The organism is Mesorhizobium sp. P160927 (genome assembly GCF_057766385.1).
The window spans coordinates 4525075-4542146 of sequence record NZ_JBYMDW010000001.1; the positions used below are offsets into that span (position 1 = coordinate 4525075).

Sequence of the window (17072 nt, forward strand, 5' to 3'; positions counted from 1 at the left end):
GGCGGCATCATTGGTCTAGATTGATGCGCGCGCAAAGCCAAAAACGACAGGCCAGCGGGCTAGCTGGCCAGCCTATAGGGAGCACGCCATGGACGCCGCGGTCGATGCGAGCACCAGCCAGTTCGAACTCAACGAGGAACAGCGTGCCATCCAGGAGATGGCCCAGGCCTTCGCCGCCGATCGCGTGGCGCCCAATGCGCTCGACTGGGACCGAAGGCGACATTTCCCCGCCGATGTGATCCGTGAAACCGGGCCGCTCGGCCTCGGCGGCATCTATGTCAGGGACGATGTCGGCGGTTCCGCGCTCGGCCGGCTCGACGCCGTACTGATCTTCGAGGCGCTGTCGCACGCCGACCCGGCCTTTTCCTCCTTCATCTCGATCCACAATATGGTGGCCTCGATGATCGACCGCTTCGGCAATGATGAGCAGCGCCAGCGCTTCCTGCCGAAGCTCACCTCCATGGAATGGCTGGCGAGCTATTGCCTGACCGAGCCTGGCTCGGGTTCGGATGCGGCGGCGCTGAAGACGCGCGCGATGAAAATCGGCGGCGATTACATCCTCAACGGCGCCAAGCAGTTCATCTCCGGAGCCGGCGACAGCGATGTCTACGCCGTCATGGTGCGCACCGGCGCCGACGGCCCGAAAGGCATCTCCACCATTATCGTGCCCAGGGATGCGCCCGGCCTCTCCTTCGGCGCCAATGAGCACAAGATGGGCTGGCACATGCAATCGACCCGCCAGGTCATCTTCGAGGATTGCAAGGTGCCGGCGGAAAACCTCTTGTCGGGCGAAGGCGCCGGCTTCGGCATCGCCATGGCTGGGCTCGACGGCGGCCGCCTGAACATCGCCGCCTGTTCGCTGGGCGGCGCCCAGTCGGCGCTCGACAAGGCGCTCTCCTATACCGGAGAGCGCAAAGCCTTTGGCTCGAAGATCAACCAGTTCCAGGCGCTGCAGTTCAGGCTGGCCGACATGGAGACGGAGTTACAGGCAGCGCGCATCTTCCTCTATGCGGCGGCCTCCAAGCTCGACCGCAAGGCGCCGGACGCCGGCAAATGGTCGGCAATGGCCAAGCGCTTCGTCACCGACACCGGCTTCGACGTCGCCAACGATGCGCTGCAACTGCTCGGCGGCTACGGCTATTTGCATGATTACGGCATCGAGAAGCTGGTGCGCGATCTCAGGGTGCACCAGATCCTCGAAGGCACCAACGAAATCATGCGCGTCATCATCGCGCGCGCCCTGATCGGCCGCTGACGCCAGCAACTCCGGGAGAGAGACTATGACGACGATCGCCTTTATCGGCCTCGGCAATATGGGCAATCCGATGGCCGCAAACCTGGTCAAGGCTGGGCATGCCGTGCACGGTTTCGACCTGATGCCGGAAAACCTCGCGGTCGCGCGCGAACATGGCGTCGTCGTCATGGCCAATGCCGTCGCCGCCGTGAAGGACGCCGATGTGGTCATCACCATGCTGCCAGCCGGCAAGCATGTTTTGTCGGTCTATGGGGACATCGCTCCCAAGGCCAGGAACGGCGCGCTGTTCATCGATTCCTCGACGATCGACGTCGAATCGGCGCGCAAGGCGCATACGATCGCGGCAAAGCACGGCCTGCTGTCGATCGACGCGCCGGTTTCGGGCGGCACCGGCGGCGCCACGGCTGGCACATTGACCTTCATGGCCGGGGGAGCCGACGATGCCTTCTCGGCCGCCGAGCCGATCCTGAAGCCGATGGCCGGTCGCATCGTCCATTGCGGCGGTGACGGCGCCGGACAGGCGGCGAAGATATGCAACAACATGATCCTCGGCATTTCGATGATCGGCGTCGCCGAGGCGTTCGTGCTGGCGGAAAAACTCGGCCTGTCGCATCAGGCGCTGTTCGACGTCGCCTCGACCTCGTCGGGCCAGTGCTGGTCGCTGACCACCTATTGCCCGGTGCCGGGCCCGGTTCCCACTTCGCCCGCCAACAGGGATTACAAGCCGGGATTTGCGGCGGCTCTTATGCTGAAAGACCTCAAATTGTCCCAGGAAGCAGCGCTTGGCGCGGGCGCGGTGACGCCGCTTGGCGCCGAAGCGGCGCAGCTCTATACCCTGTTCAACGCCCAGGGCCATGGCGGCGCCGATTTCTCCGGCATAATTAATTTTCTGCGCGGCAACTCGGCGTAAGCAGTTAGTTTTTTCAGGCTCTTCCGGACTAAGGACCGCAAATTTAGATTTGCTTAAGCTCTCGATAACTCGGCGGTAACGATGTTCCTATAAAACGGATTGCGAGGCGGACATATCGCATCCGCCCGGCGCTCCGGATCAGGTCTCGCGTACCGGAGCCCGTAAGTTTCGCAAGTGCCTTGGTAGCGAAACGCCATGCGTATCTGGCAAAGCCGCGTTCCCGATGGGGCGCGGTTTTTGCATTTCCAGCCCTTTATTACCGACGATCCGTCTATATTCCGATCGCCGCACCCGGGATCGGCACATGGTCTTCATTGGTCAGCACCATCGGTGCATCGACGCCGTCCACGCGGACGACGAGCAGGCGCGTGCTCCATGTGCCGGCATTGCGAACCAGGTGGGAATAAACGGTGCCCTTACCCTTGGCGCCGTGGACGGGAATGCTGAACTGGGCGTCGCCCGCGCCATTCGCATTGACGTTGAGATGACCGCCGACCCAGAAATTGTCGGCCAAATCGTCGCCGATGGCGGCCTTGACCCGAACATCGGCGCGGACGACGTCCATGGTCATGCGGTAGGCGTCGCTGCCTTTGAGCACGAAAGGGATGCTGCCGACCATCGTCGCACAACCGCCGATACTGACCACCCATACGGCAAGGCCGGCAATCGCCCAATTGCGCTGCGTCTTGCGGAACTGCTCGGCGTCGCGCCAGGCCCGGTTCTGCCAGGCCCAGCGGCTGCCGCGTGCGCCGAGCACGAAGATCATGATGAAGTTGACGACCGGGATCAGCGCCAGCAGCGCGATGAAGGTGCTGTTGCCGATACCCCAAATCCAGTTGAGGAAGAAGGCGCCCCAGTTCCAGCGATCGAGTTCGGCTGGAATTTCAGCCGGTTGGTTGAGCGGTTGTCCGGCCATGTTGTTCCCCATCGGCGTGTATGCCGATTGGTTCTAGCGCAAGACTTCGACGATGCGCAAAAAAGTTCCGGGGCCTCCGCTTCAACCCTTTGTGGAAAGTCGGCGAAAATTTGCCCTCACCGCGCGGCCGGCCGGCTTCAGCGCTGCGCTGATCGACCGTTCGGCCGCGACGCCGTTGAACAGCGACGGCGTTCGACCCGAGAGAACCTCCGGCCAGAAACGCGACGCCGATTGCAGGAAAGACATTTGCGCCGCAAGCGCGCCCTCGGCCATGGCGACGGTCTTCTCGCTGACCGCCATTGCCGTCTCCGCGCTCCAGGGCTCGCCGCTTCGCGCCTCCACGGCCATCAGTGGCAGCCGCATCATCACCACCAGCGGCGCCAGCATCAGGTCCGCGCCAAGGCTGGCCGCCTCTTGCACGCGTCGGCTTTTGCCGGTCTTTCTCATGTGGGCAATCCCCTGTCGCGGCCGGATCGGCCGCCTCTTACACTACGCGCCGAAGGCGAAATTCGTTCCCGCTCAAAGAGCATATTTCCGGGGATTGGGCGTTTCTTCGCAGAAACGCCCAATCGAGGGTTGCTCCTATCGCTTGCGCAGGTCCGCCTGAGCCAGGTCGAGCGCCTTGCCGATGCGCTCGCAAGCCATGTCGATCGTATCGCGGGTCCAGATCAGCGGCGGCGACAGGATCATCGTATCGCCGGTGGCGCGCAGCATCATGCCGTTGGCGATCGCGTGGTCGCGCACCGTCACCGCGGCACTTCCCGACGGCAGGAAGCGCTCCTTCGTCGCCTTGTCCTTGACGATCTCGATCGCGCCCATCAGGCCGATCGAGCGCACCTCGCCCACCAGATCATGCCCGGCTATACGCTCCTGCAATGCGCTAGCGAAATAAGGTCCGGTGTCGTTCCTGACACGGTCGACCAGCCCTTCCCTCTCGATGATCTCCAGGTTCTTCAAGGCCACGGCGCAAGCCACTGGGTGCCCTGAATAGGTGTAGCCATGGTTGAATTCGCCGCCCTTCTCCACCAGCGTCGAGGCAATGCGGTCGCCAACCAGCAGCGCCGAAAGAGGCTGATAGCCCGAGGTCAGCGCCTTGGCCGTGGTGATGGTGTCCGCTTCGATGCCGAAGGTCTGCGCCGCGAACCACTCACCTGTGCGGCCATAGCCGGTGATGACCTCGTCCAGCATCAAAAGCACATCGTATTTGCGGCAGATGCGCTGCACTTCGGGCCAGTAGCTCGCCGGCGGTATCTTGACGCCGCCCGCGCCCATCACCGGCTCGCCGATGAAGGCCGCGACCTTGTCGACGCCGGCCTCGAGGATGGCATCCTCGACGGACTTTGCCGCGCGCAGGCCGAAATCGTGGTCGCTTTCGCCCGGCAGAGCCAGCTCATAGGCATAGGGCATCATCACATGGACGATGTTGGGCACCGCACCGTTGAGCTGCTTGTGCATGGCATCCATGCCGCCGAGCGAAGTGCCGGCAATGGTCGAGCCGTGATAGGCCATCTTGCGCGAGATGACGCGGTTCTTCTCCGGCTTGCCCTCAAGCACCCAGTAATGGCGCACAAGGCGCAAGGCGGTGTCGTTGGCCTCCGAACCGGAGGAGCCATAAAACACCTGGTTCACGTTGCGTGGTGCGATCTCGGCCAGCTTCTTCGACAACAGCACCGGCGTCGGCGTCGAGCATTTGAAGAAGGAATTGTAGTAAGGCAGTTCCTTCATCTGTGCATAGGCGGCCTCGGCCAGCTCGTCGCGGCCGTAGCCGATATTGACGCACCACAGGCCGGCCATGCCGTCCAACAGTTCCGTCCCTTCGGAATCGTAGATGAACGGGCCATTGGCGCGGGTGATGACGCGCGCGCCTGCCTCACGCAGCTCCTTATGGTCGGTGAAGGGATGCAGGTGATGCGCGGCGTCGATCTGCTGAAGCTGCTTCAGCGAATAGTTCTGGTAAGTCATTGATTTGGTCTTTCCTCTGAAATCATTCCGGCGGTGCCGGGGCGAATTCTTCAGAGGACGGCAGGCGGCGAATAGCCGATGCGGGCACACAGCCGCAAAAGCTCGGCGCGCAGCGTGCGTGACGACGGTGTCACCGCGACCCGGAATGCGCGAGCTGATAGTCTAGCGAGAGCCATGAAGGTACCTTAGAGCAAAGGCCGGTCGAGGTGAACCACCCTTTGCTCAGGGGTGCCATGGGGATGAGGTCAGGCTTTTCCGCTCAGTGCCCGCTGCAGGAAGACATATTTCATCGCCGTCTGCGCCGCCTGCGGCCGGCGGTCGCCGCGCCCGCCATGTCCGCCTTCGGTCTCCTCGAAGAACAGCGTCTTGCCGTGTCCTGCCTGCTGCAGGCGGGCCGCCATCTTGCGCGCATGGCCGGGGTGGACCCGGTCGTCGGCGGTCGAGGTCGTCAAGAGCACCGGCGGATAGGCGGCGTCGGCCTTGACATGTTGATAGGGCGAATAGGCGGAAAGCCACTTGGCGTCTTCCGGCTTTGACGGATCGCCATATTCGGCCATCCACGAAGCGCCCGGCGGCAATTCGGTGTAGCGCAGCATGTCGAGCAGCGGCACCTCGATGATGACGGCGCCGAAAAGCTCGGGATGCTGCGTCAGCGAAGCGCCGGTCAGCAGGCCGCCATTGGAGCCGCCCTGGATGCCGAGCGATTGAGCCGTGGCGATACCGCGCCTGACGACATCTTCGGCCACCGCCGAAAAGTCGTCGAAGCCGTTCTGGCGCTTGCCTTTCAGCGCCGCCTGGTGCCAGGCCGGTCCGAACTCGCCGCCGCCGCGAATGCAGGCCTGCACATATGCATTGCCTTTCTCCAGCCACAGCCTGCCGCGCACGCCGGCATAGCCGGGCAACAGCGGCACCTCGAAACCGCCATAGCCGTAGAGTAGCGTCGGCACCGGACCGTTCTGGTCGCGCCGCCGGACGACGAAATAAGGGATCATCGTGCCGTCCTTCGAGCGCGCCTCGAACTGCTCCGAGATCAGCGGCGAGGCATCGAAGCGGGCCGGTTGCGATTTCACGGTCGCCAGCGTCTCGCCATTGTCATCGGACCAGATGATCGAGCTTGGCGTCAGGAAATCGGTGAAGGAAAAGGAGACCGTGGAACCGAAATGCTCGGCATGGCTGATGCCGACAGTGCCGTTTTCAGGCAGCACGACTGACTTCAGCGACCAGGCGCCGCGCTCGCGCTCGCAGACGAGAACCTTGCCGCGCACATTGTCCATCAAGCTGATGAACAGGCGGTCCTGTGTTCTAGCCAGCCCGGCAATGGAAACCCGATGCGCCGGCGCCAACAAGGTTTCGATGGCGCCAAAACCGCCGGTTTCGATCCAATGCGCGAAGTCGAAGGAGTAAAGCCCGTCCGGCTGGCATGCGGTGCCGTCCGGCGCCGTCCATGGCGTGCGCACCCCGAACACCAGTTGATCCCGAAAGAGCGAGGTGTCGGTGACGTCGTCGGGCAGCGGGATGCGACGGTTCTCGCCCGAAGGCAGGCGCAGGAAACTGTGCGATGCGAAGAAGTTGAGTGTCCGCGCCAGAAACAGGTGACGCTTCTCGCCGTCGAACTCGACACCGGCGCCAACTGCAAGATCCTCGGTCTTTCCCTCGAAGATCGGGGTCGCCTCTTCCAGCCTTGTGCCGCGCTTCCAGAGCTTGACCACGCGCGGATATCCGGACTCTGTCTTGTCGGCCTCTTCGAAAGCGGCCGAGACGATGATCGTATCCTCGTCCAGCCAGCCGAAGCCCGATTTCGAGGCCGGCGCCTGAAAACCGCCTTTCACGAAGGACTTGGCAGCAATGTCGAACTCGCGCATCGCGCTGGCATCACCGCCATCGGGCGACATCGAGACCAGGCAGCGGTTGAAATCGGGATAGAGCCTGACGGCGCCGCCGAACACCCATTTTATCCCCTCCTTCGCAGCCAGCTGGTCGAAGTCGATGATTGTCTCCCAGTCGGGCTTGTCGGTCTTGTAGGAGGTGACCGTCGTGCGGCGCCACAGGCCGAGCGCATTGGTCTTGTCCTGCCAGAAATTGTAGACATGACCGGCGATCGCCGCGCCAACCGCGATATTGTCCTCGGCCGTCATCAGGTCGAGAGCCGTCTGGAATGACGCCTCATAGGATGGATCGCCCTGCAATTCCGCCACAGTGACCTCGTTCTGGCGATGCACCCAGTCGAGCGATTCCTTGCTTGTCCTGTCCTCCAGCCAGAGGAAGGGGTCCTGCATCTCGCCAACTGAATGTAGCTGCGTTTGTGCGATCGAATTGGTCATGTGGTCTCCGAAAAATTCGTCAAGCTCGGTGCCACAAACATCGGCACGACGCTACCGACATTCAACAGGAACACGTAAAACCAGCAGACTTAGTAGACGCGATAGATCGGCCGCGCAGCCCGCGAGGACACCCATGCAACAACTTTACATTGCGATGGAAAAGTTTGGCCCATCCGGGAGCGGATGGAATGAGTATATCGAGTGGTCGGGCCTCACTCAGTTAACCGAGGTGGTCACACTCGACGGGATACTTTGCCCGTTTGCACTCCCACAAATCAAGGATCACCACTGGGCTCACATCGTCTGCGAAGACAACATGCTCAATTTCTTCGTCGACCTGGATTTCCTCCTCTCGGAACTGCCCGATACCGGCAACCTCAATATCCTTGGGGTTATCCGCGGACCCACGGTGGACGTGCGCTCACTCGGTTGGGATGAGTTCGCCTTCATGGGCTATGACTTGCTGGACAAGGATGTCGGCACCAGCGCATTGAGCAATTGCGGCGGATTCGCCGACGTATTTGCAAACGCAGAGCTATCCAGCGTCGGACTGATTGATGACTTCGATCGAGCCGTGAACATTCGGAATTTGCTACATGAGATGTACCCCGAAGAGCATCATGCCGATTGTGACCTTTGGGCTATTTTCAGGCGGCAGAGCAGCTCGGGAGCATCCGATAGTTCAGGCAAGGGCTACACAACTCGTCTTCGAACGACGGTGGCGCCTGCGAGCATGGCGCAGATCGCACCAAGCGTGGCCGGCAGGCCACCCGCGCCGAGCACATCCATCACGCCGCCGGTGAGCGGCGGGACCAGAATGCCGCCGACACCCCACATCAGGGAGAATGCCGCATTGCCGGCAACCAGCGCCGAACCGGTGAAGCGCTCGCCAAGTTCGATGATCGACATCGTGTAGATGCCGTAGGACACAGCCCCCCAGACGAAGACGCAAGGCCAGATCAGCGGCGTTTCGATCAGCATCGGCAAAAGCACGCAGCCAAACAGCGTCAGCAGTACGCAGATGAAGCGTACGAGACGGGCCGTCAGCCGCTCGGCCAGCAGGCCAAGCGGAACCTGCATGGCGATGTTGCCGGCGATCATGACCGACAGCAGCGCCGACATGCGAGCCTCCGCGATGCCATGATGCGTGCCGTAGACGGGCAGCAGCGCCAGCACCGCCTGCTCGAAGCCGGCGGCCACGACCACCGCCGACAGGAGCAGCCAGGCGAGAGGCATGAAACCCATTACCGAAACCTGGTGCCCGGCCTCGTCCACCCTGGGCAGGCGCCTGACCACCAACGCCAGGCAGAAGCCGCAGAGCACGAAGGCGGCAATGCCGACGAGGAACGGGCGCCAGCCCTGCGTGCCGACGGCGAGCAGGCAGAGCGGGCCGGCGGCGAAGCCGGCCGAAATGATCGTTGAATAGAGGCCCATGATGCGGCCGCGCCGGGCCGGCGGCGCCAGGGCGATCACCCAGATTTCGCTCAGCACATAGAGCGGGTTGGTCACGGCGCCGATCAGCAAGCGCAGCGGAAACCAGAGATAGACGTTCTGCGTCCAGCCGATCAGCGCCAGCACGACAGCCGAAAGCGCCGCGCAAGTGAGAGCCGTGCGCCCTGCTCCGAACCGCCTCGCCAGCGCTGGAATGATTGGCGACGAGACGATGAACCCGATCGGCGTCATGGCAGCCGACAGTCCGATCATCGCCGGCGAGACGCCCTGGCGCTGCAGGATGAAGCTCAGCAGCGGATAGGAAAGGCCCTGCGCGATGGCGAAAACGGACACGGTCGCGATCACACCGGTGATCGCCGCCCATTGCATCGTCTCGTCGCTTCTCGTGTCCACCAGTTCAAGATCCATACTGCTGTCGCGGTTGCAGACTTACCGGTTCGGCCCGGCGGCGGTAAGCCCTGCGGCCCGAACGGATGCCCGGCTCCAGCCAAACCCTGTCAGGAGCCTCAGCGGTTGGCCGATCTATAGAGCGCGAAGGCGACCAGCAAAGCGTCGAGGCCAATGATCACGGTTGGCAACCCCACCGGCCCGATCGCCTGCATCAGCAGGCCCGCGCCCGGCGGACCAACGATACCGCCGACGCCCCATAGCAAGGCGAACGCCGCATTGCCGGTGACCAGCAGCGAACCCTTGAAGCGGCTGCCGAGTTCGACCAGTGCCATCGTGTAGACACCGTAGCCGACCGCGCCCATCACCAGAAGCACGCCCCAGATCAGTGGTGTGGTGATCAGCAGTGGGAGCAGAACAGCGCATATGGTCGTCGCGACGGCGCAGGCCAGGATCATCGGTCGGCCACCGAAGCGTTCGGCGAGCAGGCCGAGCGGAATCTGCAGAAGGATGTTGCCCAGCGACAGCGACATCACCAGCGCGGCGAGCACCGCCTCCGGCAAGCCATAGCCGGCCCCAAACACAGGAACCAGGGCATAGGTGCTTTGCTGGACGGCGGCCGAGACCAGCACCGCCAGCAACAGCGCCGGCGCCAGCCGGGCAAAACCGACAAAACTGCCGGCAGGCTGGCCGTCATCCTCGAAACCGGCGAGCTTCGAGGAGACAAGGCGCAAAATGATGGCACAGAGCAGGAAACCGACGATGCCGACGCTGAAGGGAGCCCAGCCCTCGATGCCGACCAGAGTGAGCGTAAAGGGGCCGGCGGCATAGCCGGCGCCCATTAGTGTGTTGAACACGCCCATCACTCGCCCGCGCCGCGACGGCGACGCCAGCGACAGCGCCCAGACTTCGCCCAGCACATAGAGCGGGTTGATGACGATGCCGATGATGAATCGGATGACGTACCAGGCCACCCAATTCTGGAGGTAACCGATGCCCAGGAAGCACATCGCCCCGATCAGCGAGCAGCCAACCGCCAGATTTCGCGCCCCGAACAGCCGCACGGCAGCCGGGACGAAAGAGGCCGAAAGGATGAGGCCAACCGGCATCATCGCCGCCGACAGGCCGATCAGGGCGGGCGACATGGCTTGCTTCTGCATCAGGAGCGTGAACAGCGGCGAGCTCAACCCTTGCGCCGCTCCGAACATGGCCAACGCGGCGGTGACGCCCGCGAGCGCCGCCCATTGCGTTCCCGCTTCGCCTTCGCTCGAGCCGGTCGCGACCATGCCGTCATCCATGTGAGTGCGGCCATCGGCCAGCAAGCAAGACTAGCTACTGGTTCGACCGGAGAAAGAGAAGAGCCGGACCGGAGATCCGCTTGCACCAAGGAAATCAACCGACCGACCGACGCCAATCGGTCCCGAATGAACGAATCTTTGATGCAGACGCGATGGCTACGGGAAGTAGCGGGCGATTGCGCCTTTCTTGCCGTCCGCATAAGGCTTCAGCCACTTGTCGTCGATGGCAATCCCGTCAGCATCGGACGGCCCCTTGCCGATCGTCCTGCGCCAAGCCCGGAACTTATAGTGGTCGAAGACGTCGAGCATGTGCACGGCATAGGCCGCGGCAAAGGTCTTGTCGCCTTCCACGATGACCAAATTCTCGTCGTTTTCGTAGGACGCCTTGTAACCGAGGTTGTGGCTGCCGGTAATGACGGTGGCGTTGTCCTCCATCGGATCGATGACAACGATCTTGTCGTGCACGATCGCGTGGCCCACGGTGAGCACTTCGGCCTGGAAATCCGTGGCAATCGTGGCGCCGGTCAGGTTCGCCGCCCTTACGATGGAGACATTCGGGGCCTCCCAGACCTTCTCCGGATAGACAAAGGGCGACTTGCCGTCCTTGTTCGACTTGTGGGTGACCGGATCCTTGGTCGGAGCGACATAGTTGGGCATGGCCGTCTCGTCGCTGATCGCGCCCTGCACGATGAGGTTCGGATCCGCTTTCGCCGCCGCAACCGCCTGGTCTACGATCGAATTTTCGCCGAGCAGCGAAGGGTTGAACACCAGGAACAGCACGGCCCGCTTCGCCGCTTTGATGCGGGCAAAGACGTCCTGGAGGTCAACCGGACGCACCGAAATGTCCTTTTTGTTGCGGGTCGGGTCGTTGGGCGAAAACCACACCGTCATGCCGTCCAACACCACCGAGGCGCCGTTGAGCGGGTTTGGCATGTGGTTCTCCTTGCGGAACGGCACGCCCTGCGTCTGCACGACGTGGCCGGCAGCACTTTCCGAAGCCGGTGGCGGAAACACATCGGCTTTCATGCGTTCCCAATAGGCATCGAATACCTCCGCCATCGCCGGATCGTCGCGGACAAAAGCGTTGTTGGACTGGCCGCATATGCCAGTCGACGTCCAGTTGGTACTGCCGGTCATAACCGCTTGCGGATTGCCCTGGGTGTCGCGGTAGACGGCGAACTTGTTGTGGCCGATATGGTTGTTGTTGAACAGGCGGTCCGTCACCACGACCCCAGCATTGTGCAAACGCTTCCTGGAGGGTGCGTTGCCGGCATCCCAGGCCTTGGTCCGGTCATCCCTGCCCGAATTGGACAGGATGACTTCAACTACATCCCTGGCCGCGATAATGGCGTCGCACAATTCGTCGTCGCCGAGCTCATAGAGCGCAAGCCTGACGGTGCCGCCTTCGGCCTTGGCCCGTTTCAACAGGCTGGTCAGCACGTCAGGCACGTCGCCATGCAGATAGGCGCGGATCTTGCTGGTCGGGTCTTGCAGCACCGCCCTGATCTTGTCGCGCTGGCCGACCTTGATGCCGGCTTCCGCCAGCGCATGAGACATCCATTGCGTCGAAAGCACGCCGTTGGTGAAGGCAACGCGTGCCTTGCCGAACATTTGGCCCAGGAAGATTGGCGGACTGACCGCGCCCTGCCCGAGATAGCCAAGGGGTCGCGCCGGTCCGGTATAGGCGGGTTTGCCGCCGACGACCTGATCGGGGCGCACCGGCACGGGATCGAGGCCCGGCTTCATGCCCCCAACGGGACGCACGCGGTAGGCGATCATTTCGCCGTCCGGCCTGACGTCTATGCTGTCGCGGCGGCGTCTGACAGTCAAATCGCGCCAGAATGTCTTCTGTACCGGCCAGACACCCGTATCCTGCGGAATCCATCGGGCATTGCGCTGACCCTTGAAGGGCACCCAGGACGCAAGGCAACGCTCCTCGCCTGTATCGGGATAGAGGCGCACGATCTCGAAACCGAGGCAGCCTGGGATCATCCCGTCAAGATCCCAGGAAAGGAACGCGACTTCGTTGTTTGTCGCGGCACGCACTTTGACGACGTCAGGCATGGCTGTCCCTCCAAAACAGTTCAACGCGCAAGTATGTCAGAAGTAAAAGACGGTACTGTAACGTCTTTTTAAATCTGCACCATCCGACGGCCTCATTCAGGCGCCTGCCGGCGCGCCGGTGTGGCCAGGGCGGATGTCGCGGCCACCTGGCTGCCGTTCCGGCATGTCGCTTCCCTCGCTCTAGTGGTCGCCGCCTCCGCAATGGCCGGAGGGGCGCCGGTCCATTATGCCGCCCGTTATCGCATCCTACGAGGACCATCATGACCGCCGCCCTACACCCCTCAGAACCGGCATTGGCGCCCGACCGTGCCCGCCGTGGCGGTCGCGCCGGCAAACGCGCCGGTGGCTCGGCCGCGTTCGAGCAGCCGGCTTTCCGCCAACTGAAGAATCCGCTGACCCCGACCAAGCTGGTGTCCGAGGATGAGCTGGAATCGATCCACCTCGCCTCCTTGCGGGTGTTGCGCGAGATTGGCGTGGACGTCCTGCACGACGAAGCACGCAGCATCATGAAGGCGCATGGCGCCGACGTACGCGAGGGCTCGGAGCGCGTGCGCTTCGACAGCGACATGATCCTGGAGCTGGTGTCGAACTGCCCGTCCGAATTCACCATCCATGCCCGCAACCCCGCGCACAATGTGCGCTTCGGCGGTGACAATCTGATCATCTCGATGATGGCCTCGGCGCCCAATTGCTCCGACATCGATCGTGGCCGCCGGCCCGGCAACCAGCAGGATTATCGCAATTTCCTGCGGCTGGCGCAGATGCACAACATCCTGAATTGCACGGGCGGCTATCCGGTCGAGCCGACCGACATCCACCCATCGGTTCGTCACCTCGAATGCATCCGCGACCTCGCCACGCTGACCGACAAGGTGTTCCACATCTATTCGCTCGGCAAGGAGCGCAATGTCGACGGCATCGAGATCACCCGCATCGCGCGCGGCATCAGCCATGAGCAATTGCTCGCGGAACCATCCGTCTTCACCATCATCAACACCAATTCGCCGCTCAAGCTCGACGTTCCGATGATGGAAGGCATCATCCAGATGTCGAGCAAGGGCCAGGTTGTCATCGTGACACCCTTCACCCTCTCGGGAGCGATGGCGCCCGTAACCATCGCCGGGGCGCTGGTGCAGCAGAATGCCGAGGCGCTGTCCGGCATTGCCTTCGCCCAGATGGTGCGCAAGGGCGCACCGGTCGGGTATGGCGGCTTCACCTCCAATGTCGACATGAAGTCCGGCTCACCGGCCTTCGGCACGCCCGAATACATGAAGGCGCAACTGGTCGGGGGCCAGCTCGCCCGCCGCTACAAGATCCCCTACCGCACCTCCAACACCTGCGCCGCCAACACCGTCGACGCGCAGGCAGCTTATGAGAGCGTCTTTTCGCTGTGGGGCGCGGTCCAGGGCGGCGGCAACCTGATGATGCATGCGGCCGGCTGGCTAGAAGGCGGCCTGCGCTGTTCCTACGAGAAGACCATTCTGGATATCGACCTGTTGCAGATGGTTGCCGAATTCCTGACCCCGCTTGACCTTTCCGATGAAGCGCTCGGCTTCGACGCCATCCAGTCGGTCGGCCCCGGCGGCCACTTCTTCGGCACCCAGCACACGCAAGACCGCTACAAGACCGCGTTTTATTCGCCCATCCTTTCGGACTGGCGCAATTTCGAAACCTGGGCGGAAGCCGGCTCGCCAACGGCAATGGAAAAGGCCAACAAGGTGTGGAAAGAGCGGCTGGCCTCCTATGACGAGCCTTACATGGATCCCGCCATCCGCGAGGAGCTCAACGCCTTTGTTGCGAAGCGCACGACCGAAGGCGGCGCGCCGACCGATTTCTAGACAGACCACTCTCCGGGCCGTTCGGTTTCGCTGCAAAGCGGGTCGGGGTCTTCAAAATATCTGATTCAGTTTACACGAAAACGGAACTATCCTCATGAAATCCCACGTTAAAGCGGTTGTCATTGGCGGCGGCGTCGTCGGCTGCTCGGTGCTCTACCACCTGGCCAAGGCCGGCTGGACCGACATCATGCTGATCGAGCGCTCGGAGCTAACCTCCGGCTCGTCCTGGCATGCGGCCGGCGGCTTCCATACGCTGAACGGCGATCCGAACGTCGCCAAGCTGCAGGCCTATACGGTCCAGCTTTACAAGGAAATCGAGGAGATTTCGGGCCAGTCCTGCTCGCTGCACCTGACCGGCGGCGTGATGTTGGCCGATACGCCCGAACGCATGGACTTCCTGCGCCTTGCCCACGCCAAAGGCCGCTATCTCGGCATGGACACCGAACTGATCACGCCGTCCGAGGCCAAGGCGATGTTCCCGCTGATGGACGAAACCAATTTCGTCGGCGCCATGTGGGATCCGGTCGAAGGCCATCTCGACCCCTCCGGGACCACCATTGCATATTCCAAGGCGGCCAAAAAACTCGGCGCCGAAATCGTGCTGCGCAACCGCGTGGTCGACCTGACACAGCAGCCGGACGGCACCTGGAACGTCGTCACCGAACAGGGCACGGTTCACGCCGAACACGTCGTCAACTGCGGCGGTCTGTGGGCGCGCGAGATCGGCCGCATGGTCGGCGTCGAGCTGCCGGTACTGGCCATGGAGCACATGTATCTCTTGACCGAGCCGATGCCGGAGGTCGAGGAGTTCAACAAGTCGACCGGCCGCGAAATGATCGGTGTGCTTGACTTCAAGGGCGAGATCTACACCCGCCAGGAGCGCAACGGGATCCTGCTCGGCACCTATGAAAAGGCTTGCAAGCCGTGGTCGCCGGTCAACACGCCGTGGGACTTCGGCCATGAACTGCTGCCGCCCGATCTCGACCGCATCGCGCCGTCGCTGGAAATCGGCTTCAAGCATTTCCCTGGCATCGAAAAGGCCGGTATCAAGCAGATCATCAACGGCCCCTTTACCTTCGCGCTCGACGGCAATCCTCTGGTCGGCCCTGTGCAAGGCCTGACCAATTTCTGGTGCGCCTGCGCCGTCATGGCCGGCTTCAGCCAGGGCGGCGGCGTCGGCCTTGCTCTATCCAACTGGATGGTGCATGGCGATCCGGGCTTCGACGTCTGGGGCATGGATGTCGCCCGCTTCGGCGAATGGGCTGGGCTGCGCTACACTAACGCCAAGGTGCGCGAAAACTATTCGCGCCGCTTCTCCATCCGATTCCCCAACGAGGAACTGCCGGCTGCCCGACCGGCACAGACGACGCCGCTCTACGACACGATGCTCGCCAACAATGCCGTGATGGGCGACTCCTGGGGCCTCGAAACCCCGCTCTGGTTCGCGCCGAAGGGCAGCGAGCCGAAGGACGTCGTCTCCTTCCACCGCTCCAACGACTTTGGTCCGATCGGCGAGGAAGTGCGCGCCACGCGCGAGCGCGTCGGCGTCACCGAGATCGCCAACTTCGCCAAATACGAAGTGTCGGGACCCGGCGCGGAAGAGTTCCTCAACCGGCTGATGACCAACCGCATGCCGAAGACCGGCCGCATCGTGCTGACACCGATGATCAACGAGTTCGGCAAGCTGATCGGCGACTTCACCATCGCCAAGGCCGGTGAAGACCGCTTCATGATCTGGGGCTCGTCGGCCGCGCAGAAATACCACATGCGCTGGTTCGAAAAGCACCTGCCCAAGGATGGTTCGGTGCGCATCCACCGTTTCGACCAGACACTGGTCGGCCTGTCGATCGCCGGCCCGAAGTCGCGCGACCTCCTGCAGAAGCTGGTCGAGGTCGACATCTCGACCAAGGCGTTCCGCTTCATGGATTTCCGCGAGATGGCGGTCGGCGGCGCGCCCTGCCTAGTCAACCGCATCACCTATACCGGAGACCTCGGCTACGAGATCTGGATGGCGCCAGCCTATGAGCGCCTTGTCTATAAGGCGATCAAGGACGCCGGCGAGGAATTCGGGATCGTCGATTTCGGCATGCGCGCCTTGCTGTCGATGCGCCTGGAAAAAAATTTCCCGACCTGGTTCCGTGAGTTGCGGCCGATCTATGGGCCGTTCGAAGGCTCCATGGACCGCTTCATCAAGCTCGAGAAGAACGATTTCATCGGCCGTGAAGCCGCAGCCAAGGAACAGGCGCAAGGGCCTAAACTGCGCCGTGTCTCCTTCATCGTCGAGGCCGCCGATGCCGACGTGATGGGCGACGAGCCTATCTGGGCCAAGGTCGGCAAGGATTACGGCACGGTTGAAAAGCCGCATGGCTATGGCGCGCCGCGCTTCGACACATCAGGCAAGGAAATACGTGGCTCGAAGGCCGCCGAAGGCGCGTCCGCCGTGCGCGGCATCGTCGACGGCGACTGGCGCGTGGTCGGCTGGGTGACGTCGGGCGGCTATGCGCATTACGTGCAAAAGTCGATGGCGCAAGGCTATGTGCCGGCCGCCCTTGCCGAGGATGAAAGCGCGGGCCTGTTCGAGATCGAGATTATTGGGTCTCGGCGCCCGGCCCGCATCAATGTCGAGGCGCCCTTCGACCCAAGCGGCGAGAAGATGCGGACCTGAGGGC

Annotated in this window: 11 protein-coding genes; 4 read left to right on the forward strand and 7 right to left on the reverse strand. The window is 62.8% G+C overall.

Annotation, left to right across the window (positions count from 1 at the left end):
- Positions 1-88: 88 nt before the first annotated feature.
- Both AC3CB8_RS22110 and mmsB read left to right on the forward strand, forming a co-directional pair.
- Positions 89-1255 (forward strand): isobutyryl-CoA dehydrogenase, encoded by a 1167-nt coding sequence (locus tag AC3CB8_RS22110; protein ID WP_352564762.1) that lies wholly within the window; start codon positions 89-91, stop codon positions 1253-1255.
- A 25-nt stretch (positions 1256-1280) separates the two neighbouring features.
- Positions 1281-2165: a 3-hydroxyisobutyrate dehydrogenase gene (mmsB, locus tag AC3CB8_RS22115; RefSeq protein WP_023769882.1), complete on the forward strand. Its 885-nt coding sequence runs from the start codon at positions 1281-1283 to the stop codon at positions 2163-2165.
- A 271-nt stretch (positions 2166-2436) separates the two neighbouring features.
- Here mmsB and AC3CB8_RS22120 read toward each other — a convergent pair whose 3' ends face one another.
- From AC3CB8_RS22120 to AC3CB8_RS22150, 7 genes are all read right to left on the reverse strand, one after another.
- On the reverse strand, positions 2437-3081 hold the full coding sequence (locus tag AC3CB8_RS22120) for a cytochrome c oxidase assembly factor Coa1 family protein (protein WP_023769881.1): 645 nt from the start codon (positions 3079-3081) through the stop codon (positions 2437-2439).
- Between the two features lie 81 nt (positions 3082-3162).
- Positions 3163-3528 (reverse strand): hypothetical protein, encoded by a 366-nt coding sequence (locus tag AC3CB8_RS22125; protein ID WP_023769880.1) that lies wholly within the window; start codon positions 3526-3528, stop codon positions 3163-3165.
- A 135-nt stretch (positions 3529-3663) separates the two neighbouring features.
- Positions 3664-5043, reverse strand: a complete 1380-nt coding sequence (locus AC3CB8_RS22130; protein WP_352564760.1) for an aspartate aminotransferase family protein — start codon at positions 5041-5043, stop codon at positions 3664-3666.
- Positions 5044-5288: 245 nt separating this feature from the next.
- Complete coding sequence (locus AC3CB8_RS22135; protein WP_352548480.1) at positions 5289-7364, reverse strand: prolyl oligopeptidase family serine peptidase; 2076 nt, start codon at positions 7362-7364, stop codon at positions 5289-5291.
- Positions 7365-8057: 693 nt separating this feature from the next.
- On the reverse strand, positions 8058-9185 hold the full coding sequence (locus AC3CB8_RS22140) for an MFS transporter (RefSeq protein ID WP_245273774.1): 1128 nt from the start codon (positions 9183-9185) through the stop codon (positions 8058-8060).
- Between the two features lie 137 nt (positions 9186-9322).
- On the reverse strand, positions 9323-10489 hold the full coding sequence (locus AC3CB8_RS22145) for an MFS transporter (RefSeq protein WP_023791725.1): 1167 nt from the start codon (positions 10487-10489) through the stop codon (positions 9323-9325).
- Between the two features lie 168 nt (positions 10490-10657).
- Positions 10658-12565, reverse strand: coding sequence for a phospholipase D-like domain-containing protein (locus AC3CB8_RS22150; RefSeq protein WP_352596353.1), 1908 nt, complete (start codon positions 12563-12565; stop codon positions 10658-10660).
- Between the two features lie 260 nt (positions 12566-12825).
- On the opposite strand from AC3CB8_RS22150, the gene AC3CB8_RS22155 reads away from it, so the two are divergent.
- Both AC3CB8_RS22155 and AC3CB8_RS22160 read left to right on the forward strand, forming a co-directional pair.
- Positions 12826-14403 (forward strand): trimethylamine methyltransferase family protein, encoded by a 1578-nt coding sequence (locus AC3CB8_RS22155; RefSeq protein ID WP_352564756.1) that lies wholly within the window; start codon positions 12826-12828, stop codon positions 14401-14403.
- A 94-nt stretch (positions 14404-14497) separates the two neighbouring features.
- Positions 14498-17068 (forward strand): GcvT family protein, encoded by a 2571-nt coding sequence (locus tag AC3CB8_RS22160; protein WP_352564755.1) that lies wholly within the window; start codon positions 14498-14500, stop codon positions 17066-17068.
- Positions 17069-17072: the final 4 nt, after the last annotated feature.

What these genes read in the sequence shown, in the direction of transcription:
- AC3CB8_RS22135 (WP_352548480.1), bottom strand. Translation starts at nt 7,364, where the DNA reads ATGACCAATTCGATCGCACAAACGCAGCTACATTCAGTTGGCGAGATG.
- AC3CB8_RS22125 (WP_023769880.1), bottom strand. Translation starts at nt 3,528, where the DNA reads ATGAGAAAGACCGGCAAAAGCCGACGCGTGCAAGAGGCGGCCAGCCTT.
- AC3CB8_RS22145 (WP_023791725.1), bottom strand. Translation starts at nt 10,489, where the DNA reads ATGGTCGCGACCGGCTCGAGCGAAGGCGAAGCGGGAACGCAATGGGCG.
- AC3CB8_RS22160 (WP_352564755.1), top strand. Translation starts at nt 14,498, where the DNA reads ATGAAATCCCACGTTAAAGCGGTTGTCATTGGCGGCGGCGTCGTCGGC.
- AC3CB8_RS22155 (WP_352564756.1), top strand. Translation starts at nt 12,826, where the DNA reads ATGACCGCCGCCCTACACCCCTCAGAACCGGCATTGGCGCCCGACCGT.
- AC3CB8_RS22130 (WP_352564760.1), bottom strand. Translation starts at nt 5,043, where the DNA reads ATGACTTACCAGAACTATTCGCTGAAGCAGCTTCAGCAGATCGACGCC.
- AC3CB8_RS22150 (WP_352596353.1), bottom strand. Translation starts at nt 12,565, where the DNA reads ATGCCTGACGTCGTCAAAGTGCGTGCCGCGACAAACAACGAAGTCGCG.
- mmsB (WP_023769882.1), top strand. Translation starts at nt 1,281, where the DNA reads ATGACGACGATCGCCTTTATCGGCCTCGGCAATATGGGCAATCCGATG.
- AC3CB8_RS22110 (WP_352564762.1), top strand. Translation starts at nt 89, where the DNA reads ATGGACGCCGCGGTCGATGCGAGCACCAGCCAGTTCGAACTCAACGAG.
- AC3CB8_RS22140 (WP_245273774.1), bottom strand. Translation starts at nt 9,185, where the DNA reads ATGCAATGGGCGGCGATCACCGGTGTGATCGCGACCGTGTCCGTTTTC.
- AC3CB8_RS22120 (WP_023769881.1), bottom strand. Translation starts at nt 3,081, where the DNA reads ATGGCCGGACAACCGCTCAACCAACCGGCTGAAATTCCAGCCGAACTC.